Here is a 16,753-nt window from a genome sequence, read left to right as displayed (position 1 = left end):
CCATGGACACCAGGACTTTCAGCTACAGCTACGACGAAGAGACCTTCCACGGCAAGTACGCGTCTCGCGAAGAGGCCATCAACGCCGCCGCCAAGAATTCGTACGACGGCTGCCTGGCCGAAGGCACGACGATCTGGATCGGCCGCAACGAGCCCCCGCCGCACGTTCGCGACCTGATGATCGGCGCCGACGATTTCGTCGAGTACATCGCCGAACGCGTGGGCGAGGAATACGGCGAGTGCTCCCAGGACTTCCTCGACGTCGACGCCGAACAGAAGGCCGAGATCCAGCGTCGGCTGGACGACATCGCCGACTACATCCAGTTGATCGACGCGCCGACGTTCTACCTGATCCAGGACGTCGAGCCCTTCGTCGTCCCGGAGGGAGGCTGACCATGCGCCCTGACGCAGACGCGAAGATCGTCGACGGCGAGATCGTCATCCGCCTTTCGCTCGACACCATGGTGTTCGCCGCCGAGAAGTTCCCGGGCCTCGAGGAGTACGACGAGGAAACCGACCGCATCCTGCCTCCCGTCATCACCGACCGCGAGGCGTTCGCGAAGGAGCTTGTCCGCCTTCTCAATGCCGAGAGTGAGGACGGCTCGACGCTGGTTACCAACATGTTCGACGCGGGTTTCCTGGCTGCCGCTGAGGATGGCGCGAAGGGCATCGCCTTCCCGGGCGACGAGGACTATCCCGAATCCTCGTCGGCGGAGGAATGACCATGGACCTACCCATCCGGCGAAAGGTGCCTACGAACGAGAAGCCGAGGGTACGCCCAATCTTATTGGATGGCGAGGTGGCCCACTACATGGTTCTCGTTCCCTTTTTTGAGTACGACCAGCAAAGCGGTGGAGCGCCGAAGCTCGCCTTCTACGTTAACGCTGCTCGGAAGCCAACGTTGGTGGAAGCCGTTGACCTGGCTGCTCGAATGGATTCCATCATAGGAGCGTATGAGGGATGGACAGCATGATCCGCATCCTGCAGCGCCTCGCCGCACGCGTCATGCGGCGCCAGCCCGATTTCGTCATCGGCGGTGCCGATGCGCCCTACCTGCTCCGCTGGTGGGTGATCCCGCGCAATCCGTTCTTCAACGTCTACGTCCACCGCTTCCTGCGCTCGGACGACGACCGCGCCCTGCACGACCACCCGTGGGCGAACGTGAGCGTGCTGCTCGCGGGCCAGTACATCGAGCATCGGATCCGCGCGGGCGGCGTGCATACCGCCACCCTGCGCCAGGCCGGCACGATCGCGGCGCGCATGCCCAAGTCTGCCCACCGGATCGAGCTCCTGGCCGACCAGGCGTGCACGACCCTCTTCATCACCGGGCCGCGCATGCGGAACTGGGGCTTTCACTGCCGCCGGGGCTGGGTGCCCTGGCAGAAGTTCACCGCTGCCAACGACCGCGGTGCCATAGGTGCCGGGTGTGAAGCCTTGACGGAGGAATCGAAGGCATGACCACCGCTGCCGAAATCCTACGCGCCGCCGCCGGCCACATCGAGGACCGCGCGGCGCAGCGCGATCAGCCCGGCGGCGAGCGCAGCATGGCGCGCACCGTGGCGGCCTTCAACGCCCTGACCGGCCACCAGCTAAGCGAGCGCGACGGCTGGCTGTTCATGACCACCCTGAAGATGGCCCGTGCGTGCTGCACACCCACGGGCATTCCTGACGACTACGAAGACGGCGCGGCCTATATCGGCCTTGCTGGGGAGAGTGCACATGGGTAACACGATTTGGAAGGAAGCCACGATCATCAGCAGCCGGGCCAACAGCTTCCCTGGCTTCGTGGTCGCGATCGATGCCGATGTCGGCTTCGCCGTCGGCCAGAAGCTGTGGCTGTCGATGAACGATCCCGCCTCCCAGCCTGCCGAGCAGCCGAGGGGTGAAGGGTACGACGTAGCTCGCCACAACGATTGGTTGGAACGAAATGCCCAGCCGAAGCCCGTGCAGGCGGTGGGCGATGGGGTGGACGAGGAAGACGAGCGCAGGAAGTTCGAGGCTTGGTATGTTCCCGAGTTTTCGGTTCCAGATGTTGCCCCTATATCCATGGAGCGTGAGGCACATGGCCGATACAAGGTGGGCATGCGTGAGGCGTACTGGCAAGGATGGCTGGCCCGCGCCAAGGTCGCAGAAGTCGAATGCCCCCTCCCGCGCCCGGCTGTCGCCACGCCTGCGATTTTCGGTAACCCTGAGGACGGCGCTGTCCAGCGCAGTATCCGGGAAGGGTTTCGGGCTGCGTTTGACTACCCGCAAACGGCGGCCGAGGCCGTTGCCGTGCTGGATGCCTGCTCCGACCCACTTACCCTTACCTTCGATCATGTCAAATCGAAGCATTGCGCAAATGCACTAAGGAGCGTTGTCGCCTCGTATGGACGCCTTGCGGGTATGCAGATTCCTGTCGCCACGCCTGCCGAGGTGACGGACGAGATGATGAAAGCAGGCGTCGATGCCTATGAGGAATGCACTGGCGGGCTGTCGATTCCAGAGGAAGGTCTTCGTGTTGCCATACGCGCCGCCCTCACCGCCCAATGCCGGGTCCGAAAGGATGGGAAGGGGGTGGAGTATGTGTCCGCCGATGAACTTGCTCGCCTCCTCGCCATCGAGCATCACGCATGGCACCTTCTGGACGACAGCGGCGATCATGGTGATGGCTACATTCGCGTAAGCAGCGGCTACGACTTCGACGAACTATCGCGGCTACTTCCCGAAGGCCATCCTGAATACGACGGGGTTGTCGCCTCGCCCAGCGCCGGGGCGGTGGTGCCGGAGGGGTGTGCACTTGTCAGGGCCACACTGACGCTACCCATCGCCAATGCCCTTGGCTACGACGCCAAGTTCAACACGTGGGAAGAGATGCAAGAGGTATGGGGTAATGCGCTGCTCGCCGCCGCGCCGGAGGTGCCCCGTGGCTAAGACCTACCCACTGGAAATCGAGAACTGCGGCGAGGACGTTTACATCCTCCGCAGCAAGGGGCACCACGACCCGGACGAGTTCATGCGCGCTGTACGTGCCGCAGGCTACGACTGGCCCATGGGGTATCCGGTGCACACCTGGCACAAGACCGCCCGATGCGGCGCAGGATGGAGCGAGGGCATCTACGTCGAGGTCAAGCCCGGAACACGCGGTGCTTACCCGGTGACCGAATGCCAGGAGGCGGCAGGTGATCGACTTTACGAGGCCGTTCGCGCCGTTCGCGCCGCCCAAGCGGACGACCGCACGGCGGGGGATGGGGAGGTGGATCGTGGCTGACCGTTCCCCGGTTGTTCTAGAGGATGCCAGGTCAATGCATCGGCGAGATGATCTCTTGGCCTGTGGCATACGAGTAGACAGCACGTGCAAGCCAAAACAAGAGAAATGTGCCCCCAAGGAATGCGAATCCTGTGCGAAGTGCTGTCAGCCAAGCGGCTGGCTGCGGACGTGGCAGGTCGAACAGTATCTTCGCGATTCCGTCTTCCGAGATCACGACGGGATTTACGTTGGCGAGAGTGAGGGGCGGTTGATAGAGGTAGGAGATTGTTACCTGGTCCATAGGTACGACGTCCCCGAGGATAATCTCGCGCCCACCTTGGGGGTTGGTGTCGATAGAGTAAGACCTGTGCGGATATACGCTCAGGTCCTGCGGGAACGAGTCGTGCCTGATCCTGACGCCCCTAGCGACCTTTTTCCCCTCATTTCTGATGACCAAGACATGGGAGTGGAGCCAGAAAGGAGGCGTAACGCTCTGAACATGGACAGCGGATGCAGCCGTTATGAAGCCAAGCAGCCTCGGCCGGCGCTCCACGATGCGCTTTGCAAAGTATTGGATGACTCCGGTCGCCAAGGGGGCGGCGACCTTCAAAATCGCGATGTAATCCATTCCCCATCACCCCTGAAAAGCATTTCGTTAATGGTGAACTGCACTTCGTCGGTGCGCAACTGATGGGCTACCGCAACCCACTGCTCCAACTCCCCGCCGGCAGAGCCCTGGCCGCCCTCCCAGCCGAGCAGCGTGCTGCGCTCGAGGCGTTGCTGCGCCAGCTCCGCCACCAGGCGAACTTGGAGGCCGAGAAGGCCTGGGCGAAGCGGAAGGGCCCCATGGCCGCCTACTGGCGAGCCGTATCCACCTACGCGCGCCACACCGCGCATGCTCTATCGAAGGAGGTGCCGCATGGCCCTATTCCTCACCCGTGACGAGTTGGCCGAGATCAGCGGACGGAAGCAGCGCGGAAAGGTCGCCGAGTGGCTCACCGCCAACGGCTACCGCTTCGAGATCGCCGCCGACGGCTGGCCCCGCGTCCTGCGCGCCGCGGTCGACGCCAAGTTGATGCCCACCTCGGTCAAGCGCACCATGCAACGAAAGGAACCGGACTTCACGGCCTATGGCACGTCCACGAAAGCAGCGTAGCGGGCTCCCCTCCTATTGCTACCGCGACCGGCGAAACGGCGCGTACTACATGCTCGTGCCAGCGGCCGGCGGGAGGCTGGCCCGCCGGACCTACGGCGACGATTTGCACCGCATGCTCGACGAATGGGCGCGTACCTGGGGAGCCACGGTGGCGCAGGGCGACACCGTGGCGGTAGCCCTGGACGCCTACCTCGGCGTCATAGCCCAGCGGCGCCACCGTGGCGAAATCAGGGAATCGACCGAGAAGGACTACCGGAAGCACGTCGACAAGCTTCGGCAGGTCTTCGGGGCGATTCGGTTGGTGGACGTGGACGTCCCGATGCTGGTCCGTTGGCGTGACGTTCGTGCGGCCAAGTCGCCAACCCAGTTCAACCTGGAGCGCACGAATCTTCTCGAGGCGTTCAAGGTGGCGGTCGAGCGAGGAATGGTGACCAGCAATCCGGTCGCCCAGCTCGGCAGGGCCGTCACGCGTCCTCGCGACCGGTATGCCTCCGATGGGGATGTGAACACGCTGCTCCAGTACGCGCCACGCCCCGTCCAGGCCGCCGTGATGTTGGCCGTGTCCACCGGGCTTCGTCAGGGCGACATCCTCGCCCTTAAGCTTTCCGATTTCGACGACACCGGCCTGACGATCCGCCCCAGCAAGACCAAGGGCAAGACGCGGAAGGCGCTCCACTTCCCATGGTCGCCGGGCATGCGCCTGGCATGCGACTTGGCGGCCACGAAGGTCGCCGGAATCGGCGGCCACTGGCTCAGGCGCCGGGACGGCCAGCCCTACACCTCGGATGGCTTCCGCACGCTCTGGAACCGCGCCATGGCGAAGACCTTGGCCGAGCACCCGGAGGTCGTCCGCTTCACCTTCCACGACCTACGCGCGAAGGCTGGAACGGATGCGGACGACTGGCAGCTTCTGGGTCACCTCGACCAGAAAACCCATTCCAGGGTGTACGATCGGAAGGCGAAAACGGTGCGCCCGGCCCGCTAAAAACTCGGAAGACACTCCGCCGAAACGCGGGGAAAAATGACAAGTAGAAAGAGAAGGTTTTTACCGCTAAGAGCCGACGATTATCATGCTACTCAGCGCCTTAGATCGATGTGGGCATCGGATTGAAAATCCCCGTGTCGGCGGTTCGATTCCGTCCCGAGCCACCATTTATGTAAAGACCTAGCTCGCCTCTTGGCGGGCTTTTTCTTTTTTGTGGCCGCCATGTAGACACGTGAGTGCACACCGTGATCGCACGCGCTGGCATGCGTGCGTGATCCCGACGTTTTCGGCTGCTCAGGTCGTAGTTGAATACAGGGCTCTGCCGAAGCGATCTTTCCGGAACGGGCCAGCCGCCGTACGGCTACGAGGCAGGGCCCCAAGGGGCAGCACAGCCTACCGTTCGCATTGAACGTCCATGGTGAACGATGCGTGGTCCACACTGAACTCGGGCTTCTCGAAGCTGGGGCCGATCGGCGTGCGCTGATGCTCCAGCACCATGAAGTGACCACCGCATGCGTGTTCCGCCGCGGTGTAGCACATCGACTCCATATCCTGACACTGGACTTGGACATGACCGCTTTCATCCGGCACCGGTTGAAAGCCCGCACATCCGATCAGCGATGAGCCCACGATCATGATGATCATCGCCGTGCCCAGCCATTGGCGCGAAAGCGACCTCATGACGCCTCCACCGACGACATCACGCAACCACGAAATGCGCGACGTACCGTTGCATGCAATTGCCGCACACGACCATCCCAGCCATCAGCAAATCCCGAAGCACCTTCGCCGAACAGCGGCGGGAGAATGCCGAGAAGGTGCCTTTAAATCATCTGCATATTCCCTAGAGCGGGTTTTCTAGCCGATAAGCCCGAACGAGCCGCTCCACTGGAATATCCATCTTGCGTATAAATAGCCTGGGATAGCACCGAGCAAACAAGCCGGGGCCGCAAGTTTTCCGATTCCCCAAGCCGGCAAGATAGGCGCACCCAGTACTCGGAGGACGTAGGGCACCAGTAGCACCACGGCACAGCCTCCCAAAACCCCAACAAATGCGCCAGCAAAGCGAATTCGAGGGTTGATGGATGCGCGAATCGGGTCTGGCCTTTCAGCATTCATAGCGCTTCATCCAGTGAACGACCTGAACCATCGTACGCCTTTGTTCATGGCTGACGATATCCAGATCCCGGTCAATTGGAAGCGTGGCAGCCCGTCGCGAGAGCCCCGGATCGGAGGCCTTGCCAGGTGGGCGACGGCACGGCGTCCCATTGCACCAGGATCCGCCAGCAAATTCATGTCATTGCGTTCAGATGCTTCATGAATCTTCGCTCTTCGGCAGCGTAGCCGGCCATTTCATAAAATCTGTGAGCCAGCGGCCGGTGGTCACCACTAGTGACCTCGACCCGCGAAACGCCATGAGCCAGCGACCAGTTCTCGATAGCACCAAGAAGGCGGCGTCCATGGCCTTGGCGTTGAAACCCAGGTCGCACTGCCAATGACGTGATTCGAACCAGGTAGCCAGGGCGATGCAACAGCGGGATCGTATGCAAGCTGGCCATGCCGACAATGCCCTCGTCCTTCTCACAAACAAAGACCTCGTCCAGATCGGAGTCGATCAAAGCCTGCAGTCGGCAGACAACATCCGAACACGGCGAGACGTATCCGAGCGCGTCCAAACAAAGGACGATGCCGGCTGCATCGCGAGGAAGCGCTCGTCGTACTCCCGTTGATCCAGTCACGTCAAACTCCATCGGCGACACTGCAGGGTAACGACAACCTTAAGCGGGCGACCGGGCTTTCTGATGGCGATATGAGGGCAACATACGCGACGGCCTTCACCCCATGGATCCCCTCTCAGTGCGCACCATGGCCTGCCTTGATCGCAGCCTCCACCGTTGTCCTGGAGAAGGTCGCAACGCCAGACTTGAGGGACATCCCGATCATGTTCCCGCCCTGAATCTGAATGCATAGGTCGTGGGTTTCGCTGCGCAAGTCATATCCCGCCGCAGGGCCTGGGTCAGCGCCAGCGGCCTCACGCTCCGGCGCCGTCATCGCAAGATAGGTGCGATACACGTAGCGTTTCGGACCCACACCCGCGGTCTGACCCGCCCCCACCAGCGATGCGGGAGGGGGCCCTACATGAAAGGAGGACGACATGATGGCGCGAATCACTCGTCCATCGGCGCACAATGCTTCGTTCACGAACACATGCATGTCTTTGCGCCGCGCGATAGCTTGGTACTCGTCGTCGCTGTAGAAGGTCAGCAACATCCATTCTTCATCATGTTTTCGGCTAAGCATGCTGTTGCGGTCGGCGACAGGAATTTCCGATTCGGCGATGATACGTAGGGTCCCCGGCGCGACGGGTCCTAGCCTCGTAACACATCCGGCTACCGTCAATGCACACACGGTGACCAGCATTGCTTTTGATCTCATATCCATCGTTTGATCCCCAACATGTCGGGCAACTGCTCCGCGTTGGTAGCCGCCACGTTCTCGCCACAGCTACGACCAATCGAATGGATCGCTCACTGGTCGGTTGCCTTTTGATGAATGCTTGGATCGCCACGGAGTTTGGGCGCGAGAAGTAGAACGAGCGTTACCGTTCCGCTGGCCGATCGCGGCAATTAACTTTCCCCAAAAAACTCAGAAGGCGTCCGGCACGAACTTCGCCAGACACACGTGCTTGCGCAACTTGGCTTCGGGGATCGTCACTGCTGGCGAGCCACCATAGGGCGTGCCGGTCCGGACGTCCTCCGGTTCCTTGAAGGCGCCTGCGTGATAGGACATGTCGCATTGGTCGTATTTGTTGCACACGGCCAGTTTTGTGCAGATGGCCTTCCCATCCCGCTCGTAGACGTAATAGGTCGCCCCCGAATAAGGCGGCCGAGGATAGCTCTCCGTGCGTATGGTGATGGGGCCATGGTCGGCAGCGCGAGCCGTGCACGACAAGGCCAGCGCGGCCGTCATCACCCATCCGGCCCAGCGTGTGCATGTGCTCATCCCGATGTTCCCCGTAGCATTCCGTGATGGCCGGATGGTGCCGCATCGCCCTTCCCTGGCCAAGCCGGCGCGGTCAACCATGGTCGACGAGATACCACGGGCCTCCACGGCCGCACTCAATCGACCCTAGGAGCGAACCCGCCCCCAAACCCCTTCGAGCAGCGCCGGCACCCACGTGTCCGCGGGGCATTGGCTCCATTGGTCCTTCAGGAAGACGAACGACGACGTGCCGTCACGTTTGGCGGCCTCGCCCAGCGCAAGAACGACGATGGTGTCCCGACGGAGAGGGCTCCCCGCGACCACGATATCCCGTGTCGGCTGACGAAGCACGGCGGTCGGCGCGAACAGGCATTGCCCGGCGACATCCGGCGCCGCGAGCGCATGCCCCGCCCCGGTCGCATACAGGCTTCGCATGTGGCGAAATCCCTTGACGAGGTTGTGCAATGCGATCGCCACTCCATGGATACCGGCGCGCTCATGATTGACCATGGGACCGAGATGCGCCTTCGCTCGACAGTTGACCGACGTGGCCTGCATGTCGTATCGCTCTCGCCTGTGATCTACCGCGAGTTCGGCCTAATGTACTTGGGGGCGGCGGCCCGGGCAGCACAGGTACTACTGGCGTTCCTGCTGCGCAAGACCGGCTCGCCGGGCTGAAGCGGCTTCTTACCGCGCCGAATAGCGGGCTCGGGAAACCCTGGCAGAGGCGCTCCTGTCATCGGCGACATGGTGTATCGTCGAGACAAACATTGGCTTGGGGGAGCGGATGGGGCTGGAAGAGTATCGAGCGCCGACCAAGGTAAAGCTGGCGGCACTCTGGACATCCACGATGTTCTGCTATGTCTACGGCGACTATTTCGGCCTCTACGTCACCGGCACGCTGGCGGACATGAACCAGGGCAACATGGGACCGCTGGGCCGCGCGACAGCCGCCGTGCTCACGGGCACCTCGCTCATGATGGCGGTGCCCAGTCTGATGGTCGCGTTGTCGCTCCTGCTACCGGCGCGCCTATGCCGGTGGGCCTGCATCGTCCTTGGGCTTCTCTACACGGCCATCATGGCGGCCAGCGTTCCCGGCTCCGAACCATTCTACAAAGTACTCGCGGCCATCGAAATGGCGTTGACGCTGGCGATCACGGTCATCGCCGTCCGTTGGCCCCGTGAGGTTCGCCGTGACTGAGGCCGCGCCGTCACCGTCCGTCGCACGCCTGACGGGCGCGCTCTACCTCGGAACGATCGTGTTCGGATTGTTCGCCGAGGTGGGGTCGCGGGGATCGTTGATCGCCGGTAACGATGCCGCCGCCACGGCACGCGCCATCCTTGCCAACGAAGGGCTGTTCCGCGCCGGTCTCGTCGCCGATCTCGCGATGCTGGCTTGCTATGTTGCGGTGACGACGCTATTTCTCGGGATGTTCCGCACCGTGCATGCCGGCGTGTCGCGGATGGCTGCCGCTTTCAGTCTGATCGGTATTGCCGTGCTGGCCGCCGACACCTTGCTGCTGCTCGTCCCTCTACGGCTGCTGACGACATCGCCCTTTCTCGTTGCCCTGGGATCCTCACAACGCGACGCAGCGACCTTGCTCGCACTCAAGGTGCATGGCGACGGCTATGACGTGAGCCTCGTGTTCTTCGGCATCTACTGCCTGATGCTGGGTTGGCTGGCGTGGCGCAGCGGCTTCCTTCCCAAAGTCATCGGCGTACTGATGACGCTGGCCGGTGCCTGCTACGTGTTCAACAGCATCGCCGATCTCGCGGTACCGGCCTTCGCCCGGGTGCTGTCGCCGCACTTGATGGACCCGACGATACTCGGCGAGGCGGCGTTGGCGCTCTGGCTTCTGGTCTTCGGCGCCAAACGATCCTTGCGCGGCCGCTGATCGCACCACCGGCGTGTTGACCCGCAGAATGACGGTATTTCCGGCCGGATGGCCGTTCGGCCCCGTCGTCCCGTTGACGATGACCGGCGGTTGTCGCTGGGACAATTTGTCCCAACGCACGGAAATGATTTCCGGCTAGCATGTTCTCGAACCTTCGGCATCATGCTTGCTTGAGAAACATGGAGCTTATGGAGCAGCGTCGTGAGCTCCCCCCCCCACGACGAATAGCTATCAGCCATAGCCTGGAAATACAAAAGTGGACTGGGTCCCCGTCGTCTTCATCACCTTCAAGGTGCTCGTGTTCGGCACCGGCATGTTCCTGGCCGTCAAATGGCATTACGACCAGGGAAAGAAGGGTCGGCATGCCGAGCGGCGCGCGATGATGCGCACGGTCGGCAAGGTGGTCGCCGTTTTCGTGCCGACGCTACTGATCTTGTTGTTCGTTACCTTTGCCGTCGGCAAGAAGCTCGGCCTGACCTGATCGGCCGCGTCCGTTCAATCAGGGACGCTCCGCTTCCACGTACCCGGCCATCACGCCGGCCAGCCAATCACTGAAAGCCTGCACGCGACGCGACAGGTGGCGTCGATGCGGATAGACCATCTGCACCGGCATCGCGGGAGGAGGCCAGTCCGGCAACACCGCCACCAGTTCGCCGCGCTCCAGGTGCTCGCGTACGTCGAACTCCGGGATCTGGATCAAGCCCAGGCCCGCCAGACAGCAGGCGATGTAGGTCTCTGCATTGTTCGCCGAGACCTGCGACGTCATGGTGCGGGAATGAAGCCGGCCATCCGCCAGCCACTCCCATGGCGTGGCGCGTCCGTTGCCGGGTGACGCATAACCGACGGCGAGATGGTCGCCAAGATCGGCGGGCATCCTCGGCGTGCCGTGGCGCGCGAGGTAACCCGGGCTGGCGGCATGGATCAGCCGGAATGTCCCCAATGGCCGTGCCACCAGGCTGCTCGACTCCAGTTCGTCCACGCGCAGGGCGCAGTCGATGCCCTCATGCACGAGGTCGACGACGCGGTCGCTGGAACCCAGCTCGAGCTCGATGCCCGGATGCAGGGCGAAGAACTCCGGCAAGCGCGGCGCCACGATGCGGCGGGCGATACGGCTGGGCAACTCCGCCCTCAATCGCCCGCGCAGCATCTCGCCGGAAGGACGAAACTGCTGCTCCAGCTCCTCGCTGTCGGCCACGAGCGCCATGGCGCGTTCCAGCAGCGCCTCCCCGTCCCGTGTCAGGCTCACCCGACGGGTCGTGCGATTGAATAGCCGTGCCCCCAGGCGGGATTCCAATTGCTGGACCGCCAACGAAACCGTTGGCCGGGGCAGCCCCAATTGATCGGCCGCCACCGAGAAGCCGCCGCTCTGCGCGACGCGCAGGAATACCCGTAATTGATCGATGCGGTCCACACGGGAGCCATTCGTCATGATTTATGTACAGTCTATATCGATCACGGTTATTTATTCAGAAAAAAGAGTTTTCTAAGCTCGGAAAACCTTCACTGGCTCGAGGATCACCCCATGGACCGACACAGCATCCACGGCAAGACCGTCCTGATCGCCGGCGGCGCCAAGAACCTCGGCGGCCTGATCGCGCGCGATCTCGCGACCCACGGGGCCAAGGCCGTCGTCGTCCACTACAACAGCGCGGCCAGCCAGGCCGATGCCCAGCGCACGGTGAGCGCCATCGAGCAGGCCGGCGCGAAGGCCGTCGCGCTGCAGGGCGACCTGACCACCGCGGCCGCCGTGGAAAAACTTTTCGCCGACACCGTGGCCGCCGTCGGCCGCCCCGACATCGCCATCAATACCGTGGGCAAGGTGCTGAAGAAGCCGATGGTCGACATCAGCGAGGCCGAATACGACGAGATGGCCGCGGTCAACGCCAAGACCGCGTTCTTCTTCCTCAAGGAGGCCGGCAAGCACGTCAACGACCACGGCAAGATCTGCACCCTGGTGACGTCGCTGCTGGGCGCGTTCACGCCGTTCTACGCCGCCTATGCCGGGACCAAGGCGCCGGTGGAGCACTTCACCCGCGCCGCGGCGAAGGAATTCGGCGAGCGCGGCATTTCGGTCACGGCCGTGGGCCCCGGCCCGATGGACACCCCGTTCTTCTACCCGGCCGAAGGGGACGATGCGGTGGCCTATCACAAGACGGCGGCAGCGCTTTCTTCCTTCACCAAGACGGGGCTCACCGACATCGAGGACGTGGTGCCCTTCATCCGCCACCTGGTCAGCGATGGCTGGTGGATCACCGGCCAGACCATCCTCATCAACGGCGGCTATACGACGAAGTAACCGGACCTGCCACGCGCCGCGATCGCTACCCCGGCTCACCACATGCGCACGCGGGCTTCGGGAGCCAGATAGAGCGCCGCGTTCGACGGCACCGCGAAGGCCTCATACCACGCATCGATGTTGCGCACCGTCGACAAACGGACGCTTCCCGGCGGATGCGCATCGGTGTGCAGAAGCGTGCGCAAATAAGCGGGTTGGTATCGGCTGCGCCACAGCTCGGCCCAAGCCACGAAGAAGCGGCGATCGGATGCCTGCCGCGCGCGTCCCGAGCCCGGCTCGGCCTGCACGAACGCGTCGTAGGCGGCTTCGAGTCCCGCCAGGTCGGCAACCGATTCGCCCAGCACCAACGGTCCATCGACGCGCTCGCCAGGCAGCGGCGCATAGCCCTCGAGCTGCTTCCGCAAGGCTCCCGTGCGCGCATCGAATCGTTGCGCGTCGTCGCCCGTCCACGTCTCTCGCAAGCGGCCATCGGCGTCGTAGTGGCGCCCCTGGTCGTCGAACAGGTGGCTCAGCTCGTGGCCGATGGTGGCGCCGATGCGGCCGTAATTCTCCGACGCGCTGGCCGCCGGATCGAACATCGGCGGCTGCAGGAGCGCGGCGGGAAAGACGATGTGGTTGGCCCACGCGCTGGCATAGGCATTCGGTACCTGGACAGGAGATGTCCACGATGCCCGGTCGATGGGTCGAGCGAGATCGCCGATGGCCCGGCCGAAGCGCCAGGCATTGAGGCGGAGGACATTGCCGGCCAGGTCGTCTTCACGGATATCCACATCGGGAACGTCGGGCCACACCTCGGGATATCCGATGCTCAGGCGCGTCCGCCGCAGCTTTGATTGGATACCCTCGCGAGCGGCGACCGACAACCATGCCGCCCGAGCCACGCGGCCGATCAGGGCGCGGCGCACCGCCTCCGCCAGGGCGGTGGCCCGGGCTTTCGCCTCCGGCGAGAAATAGCGGGCGGCATAGGCGCGACCGAGCGTCTCGGGCATGAGGTTGGTCACCAGGTCCATGCCTTGCCGCCACGCAGGCGGTTCGACCGTCACGCCCCGAAGTGCCGTGCCGTAGTACGCGAAACGGGCGCTCGCCAAAGGGCCCGTCATGTACCGGCTGTAAGCGCCCAGGGTCTTCAGGGTCAGAAAGTCGCGCACCACCTCCAGCGGCGCACTCCGGACGATCGCCCACTGCGCGGCCAGGGCCTGCTGAAAGGGCACGTTCACCCGCTGGACCCCGGATGCACCGAGCGCGGCGAGCCATCGTCCCCATGCGAACCGGGGCAACTGTTGCCCGAGGGCGTGCACATGGACGGGCCGATAGCCATCCGTCGCATGGCGTTGGTCCGCGCGGGAGGTCTGGGCGGCCGCCAGGCGTCCCTCGAGTTGCAGCACCGCGTCCACCCGCGGCGTTATCCGCTCACGGGGGGCGCCGGAGGCCTCCAGCAGGGCAACCAGGAAACGGCGGTAGGCATCCCTGCGTGCAACGCCGGACCCTTCGGTCGCGGTGTAATCCGCCGGATCCGGGAGGCCCACCTTCGCTTGACGCAGGGCAAGAAGACGCCGCCCCGGCGCACGGTCGTCTTCGTCGATCACCGGGATGAATACGGCGCCGACATCGATGCGCGCCAGACGCGCCAGCATCGCCGCCAGGCTCGCCGCATCGTGCACGGCGTCGATCTCGGCCAAGGTCGCGCGCAGCGGTGCCATGCCTCGTCTGTCGCGCGCCACTTGGTTCAAGGCGCTGACGTAGAGCCTGCCCATCGGCGAGCCGTCCTGCACGGCTCGCTCGACCAGTTCGCGCGACTGCGCCTCGGCGTGCGTTTGCAGCTCCGGCCAGGTGCCGATCCAGCTGCGATCGTCGGGCATCGGATGGCTGTCGGCCCAGGTGCCGTTGACGAAGCGGTCGAAGTCGTCGCCCGGCTTCGCCGCGGGCGCAGCCGGCACCGGTAACGAGGGTGTCGGCGAGGTCGGCTCCGCCGCATGGGCGTGAGCATGGCATGCCAGCACGCCGACGAGCAGGAGGGCACGGGAAGGTTTCATGGGATGCTCCAGGGGGGCGCGGGGCCGGTGCAGCATCAACGCGGCTCACCCGCGATATGGATGAACGACCCACTTCATCCAAACCACCCGCGGCAGGCGTTATGGCAGCACCAAACCGGAGGCTCTTATGTTCGACGCCCATTTCCTCGGCAGCGTGATCGTCGCGCTGGCCCTGCTGATCGTGATCCACCAGTTGGTGCGGCTGGCCATGGTCGCGCTGTTGCACCGCACGCTGCGCCGTGCCCTGGACGCCGGTGCGCCATTGACGACCGAGCAACTCGACCGCGCGCTCGGTCGCGCGCCGGCCGCCGAGCGCGCCGCCGTCGATCGGCGCAACGGCTGGGTACTCATCGCCATCGGACTGGCATGTGCCGGCTGCGTGGCGCTGCAGACCGGCGAAGCGGCGATGCGGGCAGCCGCCGGCGCGGCGCTCTTCCCGTTGCTTACGGGCCTCGCCCTGGTGCTCATGGCCCGGCGGTCCGCGCGTGCCCCTTGAGGAGCGCATCACGGACGACGCGCTCAACCACCGGGTCGTCGCGGGTGATCGGGCGGCGTTCGACGTCCTGGTCGCGCGGCACCAGTCGCGGCTGCGCGGTTTCCTGCGCAAGCTCTGCGGTCAACCGAGCACGGCGGACGACCTGGCCCAGGAGACGTTCGTGCGCGCCTGGCAGCGCTGTCGACAGTTCGATGGCAGCGATACGTCGAGCAGCTATGCCGCCTGGCTCGTGCGCATCGGGTGGCGGGTGTTCCTTGACCACGAACGCCACGAGCGGCACGTGCAACGAAAGCACACCCGCGCGGCGGAGCCCGTCGGTGCCGACGAACCCAACCTCGGCGCACGGCTGGATGTGGCGGCGGCCCTGGCGGAGCTGCCGGTCCGTGAACGCGCGTGCCTGCTGCTGTGCGATGCCGAAGGGTGGTCGCATACCGAGGCGGCCCAATTGATGGGCCTGCCCCTGGGCACGCTCAAGAGCGTGATAGCCCGCGCACGTGAAGTGGTGAGGCGCCGCCTCTCCGTTCCCCTGGAGTCGTCCCGATGATCCCCGACAACGAACCCTCGCTTCATGACGCGTTGCGCACGGACGAGATCCACGACGACCCCGCCTTCGTCATGCGGACGCATCGCGTGGTGGCCGTGGAGACGCTGGCCCACCTGGAACGGCTGCACGCATGGCGCGCCTGCGCGCGAGACCTGATCATCGCCGCCGCCATGGTGGGTGGCATGATCCTCACCTCACTATGGCTGCTGGACGGTGCCGACGATACGGATCTGGTCGTGCCGCTGGTAGCGAGCGTGGCGCTTTGGGCGTGGTTGCATGACGAGTCGATGCCCCGGGTGACCATGCATGCGGACGACGGCGCGGAGAAAACGACATCGGAGACTACGCATCCTCCCGCATGACATCGGTGATCCAAGGTGCGCCGCCTTCCACTGCGGCGCCCTTTCCGAGTGGATTACCTTCCGGCTTCCCGTGCCAGCACCAGTAAAACGATCAATCCGGCGAAGATCAGCAGCAAAACCATGAGCACGCCCAGGCGCGCCAGCACGCTCCGTCCGACGGCGCTGGGCGTTTCCCGGTTTCCTTCCAAGTGACGATCCGATGACATCGGCCTTTCCCGCCAACACGTGGTCGTCTGCTTTATTAAACCGCTATGCATCAAGCCCGGGCTCATGCAGCGTGAGGACGGAGGCGGCGGCATCTTCACGAAGCCGACCGCATGCCATTCGTCGTCACCTTACGCATGCCGTTCGTCGCCATTCCCTTGAAGATGTGCCCGGCACGCTGGACCCATGAGCCCGATTTCCATCCCGTCATGGACCTCCCACGACCTTACCGTGCTCGACCTCCGCGCCTTGTTCGCCGCGCTGGACGAAGAAGACATGATGGAAGTGGAATTCCGCGCACACCTGATACGCCAGCGAGCGCAGCAGGAGCGGGCCTTGGGGCTCGCCAGCCGAGCGAAAGGCATCGTGGCCTGCTGTCGTCTGCGTGCCGGACCGGTCTCGGTGCGCCGCGCCGCCTACCGCCTGGCGGAGGCCTTGAAGGCCGGGTTCTAGGCGATCCGGCGCGCGGTAACCATATCGACGTCGATTCCTGACACCTCTCAGGCGGCGCTTTCCGTCCCTGGCTTTCCATTCCGTGGCTTATCGGTCACGCCGAACGCACATGACCTCCC

At 64.2% G+C, this 16,753-nt stretch carries 26 protein-coding genes; 16 read left to right on the top strand and 10 right to left on the bottom strand.

Annotated elements, in window-relative coordinates:
• Positions 1–2: 2 nt before the first annotated feature.
• The 6 genes from L2Y94_RS05505 (at position 3) to L2Y94_RS05480 (ending at position 3,249) form a co-directional block, all read left to right on the top strand.
• Positions 3–392 (top strand): hypothetical protein, encoded by a 390-nt coding sequence (locus tag L2Y94_RS05505; RefSeq protein ID WP_247373613.1) that lies wholly within the window; start codon positions 3–5, stop codon positions 390–392.
• 2 nt (positions 393–394) lie between these two features.
• Positions 395–721 (top strand): hypothetical protein, encoded by a 327-nt coding sequence (locus L2Y94_RS05500; protein WP_247373611.1) that lies wholly within the window; start codon positions 395–397, stop codon positions 719–721.
• A gap of 247 nt (positions 722–968) precedes the next feature.
• Positions 969–1,457 carry a hypothetical protein gene (locus tag L2Y94_RS05495; RefSeq protein WP_247373610.1) on the top strand — a complete coding sequence of 163 codons (489 nt, stop codon included), beginning with the start codon at positions 969–971 and terminating at the stop codon, positions 1,455–1,457.
• Positions 1,454–1,726: a DUF6378 domain-containing protein gene (locus L2Y94_RS05490; RefSeq protein WP_247373609.1), complete on the top strand. Its 273-nt coding sequence runs from the start codon at positions 1,454–1,456 to the stop codon at positions 1,724–1,726. Before L2Y94_RS05495 ends, L2Y94_RS05490 begins: the two co-directional genes overlap by 4 nt.
• The gene (locus tag L2Y94_RS05485; protein WP_247373608.1) at positions 1,719–2,912 is read left to right on the top strand and encodes a hypothetical protein; all 1,194 of its coding nucleotides are present in this window, start codon (positions 1,719–1,721) and stop codon (positions 2,910–2,912) included. Before L2Y94_RS05490 ends, L2Y94_RS05485 begins: the two co-directional genes overlap by 8 nt.
• Positions 2,905–3,249 (top strand): hypothetical protein, encoded by a 345-nt coding sequence (locus tag L2Y94_RS05480; RefSeq protein WP_247373607.1) that lies wholly within the window; start codon positions 2,905–2,907, stop codon positions 3,247–3,249. The genes L2Y94_RS05485 and L2Y94_RS05480 overlap by 8 nt, the downstream gene beginning before the upstream one ends.
• A 31-nt stretch (positions 3,250–3,280) precedes the next feature.
• Here the strand turns inward: L2Y94_RS05480 and L2Y94_RS05475 are convergent, their stop codons facing one another.
• Entirely contained in the window at positions 3,281–3,856 is a 576-nt protein-coding gene (locus tag L2Y94_RS05475; protein ID WP_247373606.1) for a hypothetical protein, read from the bottom strand.
• A complete protein-coding gene (locus tag L2Y94_RS05470; protein WP_247373605.1) occupies positions 3,835–4,026 on the bottom strand; it encodes a hypothetical protein in 192 nt (63 codons plus the stop codon). The genes L2Y94_RS05475 and L2Y94_RS05470 overlap by 22 nt, the downstream gene beginning before the upstream one ends.
• Positions 4,027–4,147: 121 nt before the next feature.
• Here L2Y94_RS05470 and L2Y94_RS05465 point away from each other — a divergent pair, with 121 nt between their 5' ends.
• Both L2Y94_RS05465 and L2Y94_RS05460 read left to right on the top strand, forming a co-directional pair.
• Positions 4,148–4,384: a DUF4224 domain-containing protein gene (locus tag L2Y94_RS05465; protein WP_247373604.1), complete on the top strand. Its 237-nt coding sequence runs from the start codon at positions 4,148–4,150 to the stop codon at positions 4,382–4,384.
• A 148-nt stretch (positions 4,385–4,532) separates the two neighbouring features.
• The gene (locus L2Y94_RS05460; RefSeq protein ID WP_247373603.1) at positions 4,533–5,369 is read left to right on the top strand and encodes a tyrosine-type recombinase/integrase; all 837 of its coding nucleotides are present in this window, start codon (positions 4,533–4,535) and stop codon (positions 5,367–5,369) included.
• 393 nt (positions 5,370–5,762) lie between these two features.
• On the opposite strand, the gene L2Y94_RS05455 is transcribed toward L2Y94_RS05460, so the two are convergent.
• The 5 genes from L2Y94_RS05455 to L2Y94_RS05435 form a co-directional block, all read right to left on the bottom strand.
• Positions 5,763–6,050, bottom strand: coding sequence for a hypothetical protein (locus L2Y94_RS05455; RefSeq protein WP_247373602.1), 288 nt, complete (start codon positions 6,048–6,050; stop codon positions 5,763–5,765).
• 611 nt (positions 6,051–6,661) lie between these two features.
• Positions 6,662–7,108, bottom strand: a complete 447-nt coding sequence (locus tag L2Y94_RS05450; protein ID WP_247373601.1) for a GNAT family N-acetyltransferase — start codon at positions 7,106–7,108, stop codon at positions 6,662–6,664.
• A 115-nt stretch (positions 7,109–7,223) separates the two neighbouring features.
• Positions 7,224–7,811 carry a hypothetical protein gene (locus L2Y94_RS05445; RefSeq protein WP_247373600.1) on the bottom strand — a complete coding sequence of 196 codons (588 nt, stop codon included), beginning with the start codon at positions 7,809–7,811 and terminating at the stop codon, positions 7,224–7,226.
• 204 nt (positions 7,812–8,015) lie between these two features.
• A complete protein-coding gene (locus L2Y94_RS05440; protein ID WP_247373599.1) occupies positions 8,016–8,339 on the bottom strand; it encodes a hypothetical protein in 324 nt (107 codons plus the stop codon).
• A gap of 159 nt (positions 8,340–8,498) precedes the next feature.
• Complete coding sequence (locus tag L2Y94_RS05435; protein WP_247373597.1) at positions 8,499–8,909, bottom strand: hypothetical protein; 411 nt, start codon at positions 8,907–8,909, stop codon at positions 8,499–8,501.
• Between the two features lie 229 nt (positions 8,910–9,138).
• Between L2Y94_RS05435 and L2Y94_RS05430 the strand changes: the two genes are divergently transcribed.
• The 3 genes from L2Y94_RS05430 (at position 9,139) to L2Y94_RS05420 (ending at position 10,727) form a co-directional block, all read left to right on the top strand.
• Positions 9,139–9,552: a DUF6326 family protein gene (locus L2Y94_RS05430; protein ID WP_144911469.1), complete on the top strand. Its 414-nt coding sequence runs from the start codon at positions 9,139–9,141 to the stop codon at positions 9,550–9,552.
• Entirely contained in the window at positions 9,545–10,246 is a 702-nt protein-coding gene (locus tag L2Y94_RS05425; protein ID WP_247373595.1) for a DUF4386 domain-containing protein, read from the top strand. Before L2Y94_RS05430 ends, L2Y94_RS05425 begins: the two co-directional genes overlap by 8 nt.
• A gap of 256 nt (positions 10,247–10,502) precedes the next feature.
• Positions 10,503–10,727, top strand: a complete 225-nt coding sequence (locus L2Y94_RS05420) for a hypothetical protein (protein ID WP_247373593.1) — start codon at positions 10,503–10,505, stop codon at positions 10,725–10,727.
• A gap of 18 nt (positions 10,728–10,745) precedes the next feature.
• On the opposite strand, the gene L2Y94_RS05415 is transcribed toward L2Y94_RS05420, so the two are convergent.
• Positions 10,746–11,657 carry a LysR family transcriptional regulator gene (locus L2Y94_RS05415; protein ID WP_247373591.1) on the bottom strand — a complete coding sequence of 304 codons (912 nt, stop codon included), beginning with the start codon at positions 11,655–11,657 and terminating at the stop codon, positions 10,746–10,748.
• A 111-nt stretch (positions 11,658–11,768) separates the two neighbouring features.
• Between L2Y94_RS05415 and L2Y94_RS05410 the strand changes: the two genes are divergently transcribed.
• The gene (locus L2Y94_RS05410; RefSeq protein WP_247373590.1) at positions 11,769–12,542 is read left to right on the top strand and encodes an SDR family oxidoreductase; all 774 of its coding nucleotides are present in this window, start codon (positions 11,769–11,771) and stop codon (positions 12,540–12,542) included.
• Positions 12,543–12,577: 35 nt separating this feature from the next.
• On the opposite strand, the gene L2Y94_RS05405 is transcribed toward L2Y94_RS05410, so the two are convergent.
• Positions 12,578–14,575 (bottom strand): M13-type metalloendopeptidase, encoded by a 1,998-nt coding sequence (locus L2Y94_RS05405; protein ID WP_247373588.1) that lies wholly within the window; start codon positions 14,573–14,575, stop codon positions 12,578–12,580.
• Positions 14,576–14,702: 127 nt separating this feature from the next.
• Here L2Y94_RS05405 and L2Y94_RS05400 point away from each other — a divergent pair, with 127 nt between their 5' ends.
• From L2Y94_RS05400 to L2Y94_RS05390, 3 genes are read left to right on the top strand one after another with little or no spacing between them, the layout of a single operon-like run.
• Complete coding sequence (locus L2Y94_RS05400; RefSeq protein ID WP_247373586.1) at positions 14,703–15,071, top strand: hypothetical protein; 369 nt, start codon at positions 14,703–14,705, stop codon at positions 15,069–15,071.
• Positions 15,061–15,615: an RNA polymerase sigma factor gene (locus L2Y94_RS05395; protein WP_247373585.1), complete on the top strand. Its 555-nt coding sequence runs from the start codon at positions 15,061–15,063 to the stop codon at positions 15,613–15,615. Before L2Y94_RS05400 ends, L2Y94_RS05395 begins: the two co-directional genes overlap by 11 nt.
• Positions 15,612–15,977 carry a hypothetical protein gene (locus L2Y94_RS05390; protein WP_247373584.1) on the top strand — a complete coding sequence of 122 codons (366 nt, stop codon included), beginning with the start codon at positions 15,612–15,614 and terminating at the stop codon, positions 15,975–15,977. Before L2Y94_RS05395 ends, L2Y94_RS05390 begins: the two co-directional genes overlap by 4 nt.
• Before the next feature lie 53 nt (positions 15,978–16,030).
• Here the strand turns inward: L2Y94_RS05390 and L2Y94_RS05385 are convergent, their stop codons facing one another.
• Positions 16,031–16,183: a hypothetical protein gene (locus L2Y94_RS05385; RefSeq protein ID WP_247373583.1), complete on the bottom strand. Its 153-nt coding sequence runs from the start codon at positions 16,181–16,183 to the stop codon at positions 16,031–16,033.
• A 184-nt stretch (positions 16,184–16,367) separates the two neighbouring features.
• Between L2Y94_RS05385 and L2Y94_RS05380 the strand changes: the two genes are divergently transcribed.
• Positions 16,368–16,634, top strand: a complete 267-nt coding sequence (locus tag L2Y94_RS05380) for a hypothetical protein (protein ID WP_247373582.1) — start codon at positions 16,368–16,370, stop codon at positions 16,632–16,634.
• The last annotated feature ends 119 nt before the right edge of the window (positions 16,635–16,753 follow it).

It is taken from the genome of Luteibacter aegosomatis, from assembly GCF_023078455.1.
GTDB classification, from domain to species: Bacteria; Pseudomonadota; Gammaproteobacteria; order Xanthomonadales; family Rhodanobacteraceae; genus Luteibacter; species Luteibacter aegosomatis.
Note: the sequence above shows the minus strand (reverse complement) of the source record. Positions and strands in the feature narration are given on the sequence as shown.